This window comes from Cyanobium sp. LEGE 06143 (assembly GCF_015207535.1).
Lineage (GTDB): Bacteria > Cyanobacteriota > Cyanobacteriia > PCC-6307 > Cyanobiaceae > NIES-981.
Map to the genome: position 1 here is coordinate 1 of NZ_JADEWP010000279.1, position 2255 is coordinate 2255.

At 71.4% G+C, this 2255-nt stretch carries 2 protein-coding genes; both read left to right on the forward strand.

Annotation, left to right across the window (positions count from 1 at the left end; genetic code table 11):
• The coding region (locus IQ216_RS13520; RefSeq protein WP_193815883.1) for an AAA family ATPase at window positions 1-1931 on the forward strand (1931 nt) is incomplete at its 5' end.
• A gap of 200 nt (window positions 1932-2131) precedes the next feature.
• A partial coding sequence (gene secE, locus IQ216_RS13525; RefSeq protein WP_228007531.1) for a preprotein translocase subunit SecE occupies window positions 2132-2255 on the forward strand: 124 nt, incomplete at its 3' end.

A 2255-nucleotide genomic window follows, 5' to 3' on the forward strand; every position in this document is an offset into this window, starting at 1 on the left:
GCCTGGCCCAGCGGATCGTGGCCGGGGAGGTGCCCGATGCCCTGTTGGGGCAGCGGCTGGTGGCCCTCGACCTGGGCGCCCTGATCGCCGGTGCCAAATTCCGCGGTCAGTTCGAGGAGCGCCTGCGTTCGGTGCTGGCGGAGGTGCGCGATGCCGACCCCGGCGTGATCGTGTTCATCGATGAGCTGCATGCGGTGGTAAGCAGCGACCGCTCCAACGCCGATGCCGGCAGCATCCTCAAACCGGCCCTGGCCCGCGGCGAGCTGCGCTGTGTGGGGGCCACCACACCGGAGGAGTACCGCCGCAGCATCGAGAAAGACCCCGCCCTGGAACGTCGCTTCCAGCAGGTGGTGATCCGCGAGCCCGGCATCGAGACCAGCGTGGAGATCCTGCGCGGCCTCAAGGAGCGCTACGAACTCCACCACGGCGTCACCATCACCGATGCCGCCCTGGCGGCCGCCGCCCGGCTGGCGGACCGCTATCTCGCCGATCGCTGCCTGCCCGATTCCGCCATCGATCTGGTGGATGAGGCCGCCGCCAACCTGCGCATGGAGGTCACCTCCAAACCGCGCCCGGTGGAGGAGGCCGAGGTGGCCTTGCGGCGGGTGGAGCTGGCCCTGCTCTCGGCCGAGGCGACGCCGGAAGCCGAACGGATCGCCCTGCAGGAGCAACGGCGCCAGGCCTCCGAGGCGCTGCAGGGCCTCAAGCAGCGCTGGCAGGCGGAGCGGCAGCGGGTGGCGGAGCTGCGCGAACTGCTCCAGCAGGACGAAGATCTGCGCCATGCCATCGCCGAGGCGGAGCGCTGCGGTGATCTCGAGGAGGCGGCCCGCCTCCAGTACGACCAGCTCCACGGCGTGCAGCAGCGCCGCCGCGACCTGGAGGAGGCGATGCAGACTGACGCCATGCTGCGCGAGCAGGTGGAGCCCGGCGACATCGCCGATGTGGTGGCCCGCCGGACCGGCATTCCGGTGCAGCGCCTGCTGGCCGGCGAACGCCAGAAGCTGCTGGAGCTCGACAGCCGCCTCGGCGAGCGGGTGATCGGCCAGCTGGAGCCCGTGGCGGCGGTGGCGGCCGCGATCCGGCGCGCCCGGGCCGGCATGCAGTCGCCGCGGCGGCCTGTGGGCTCGTTCCTGTTCCTCGGCCCCACCGGTGTGGGCAAGACCGAGCTGGCCAAGGCCCTGGCCGCGGCCCTGTTCGACGAGGACGAGGCCCTGGTGCGCCTCGACATGAGCGAATTCATGGAGCGCAATGCCGTGGCCCGGCTGGTGGGAGCCCCGCCCGGCTACGTCGGCTACGAGGAGGGGGGGCAGCTCACCGAGGCCGTGCGGCGCCGTCCCTATGCCGTGCTGCTGCTCGATGAGGTGGAGAAAGCCCACCCTGAGGTGTTCAACCTGCTGCTGCAGGTGCTCGATGACGGCCGGCTCACCGATTCCCAGGGCCGCACCGTGGACTTCCGCCACACGGTGGTGATCATGACCAGCAACCTGGCCAGCCGGGCGATCCTCGACCATGCCCGCGGCGCCTTGGACGGAGCCCAGGTGGAGCAGGCCATGGACCAGGCCCTGGCGGCCAGCTTCCGGCCCGAGTTCCTCAACCGCATCGACGAGGTGATCCGCTTCCGGCCTCTCTCGGAGGCCGATCTCGAGCGCATCGTGCGGCTGCAGCTGGCCGAGCTGGCCGCCCTGCTGGCGGAGCAGCAGCTGCAGCTGGAGGTGGAGGAGCCGGTGGTGCAGGCCCTCGCGGCCCAGGGCTATGAGCCGGAGTACGGCGCCAGGCCCCTGCGCCGGGTGCTGCGCCGCCGTATCGAGAATCCCCTGGCCACTGAGCTGCTGGAGGACCGCTACGAGGGGGCCCGGGGCGTGCATATCAGCCTCCGAGAGGGCGCCGGCGCTGGTCTGTGCTTTGAGCCGCTGGGGAAGGGCGTCCGGTAGGGTGATTGTTTGCCGAGTCGCGCGGATGCCCGCGTGCGTCAGCGCCCGTGTTGTCCGACCCCAACAGCCCCGATCCCAACAGCTCCGACCCCAACCGCTCCCCACGCAGCGTTGCGGCTGAGCAGGCTGCCTCTGAACAGGTGGCGGCTGAGTCCACTGCAGCTGCAGCGGCTGTCGCTGACGGCTCGGAGGCCCAGCAGCTGGCAGCGGCCGAGGCGGCCAGTCCCAAGGGGTTCGGTGCCGCCACCCTGGCGGAGCTGCGCCGGGTGGTCTGGCCCAGCCGCCAGCAGCTGTTCAGTGAGTCGGTGGCGGTGATCCTGATGG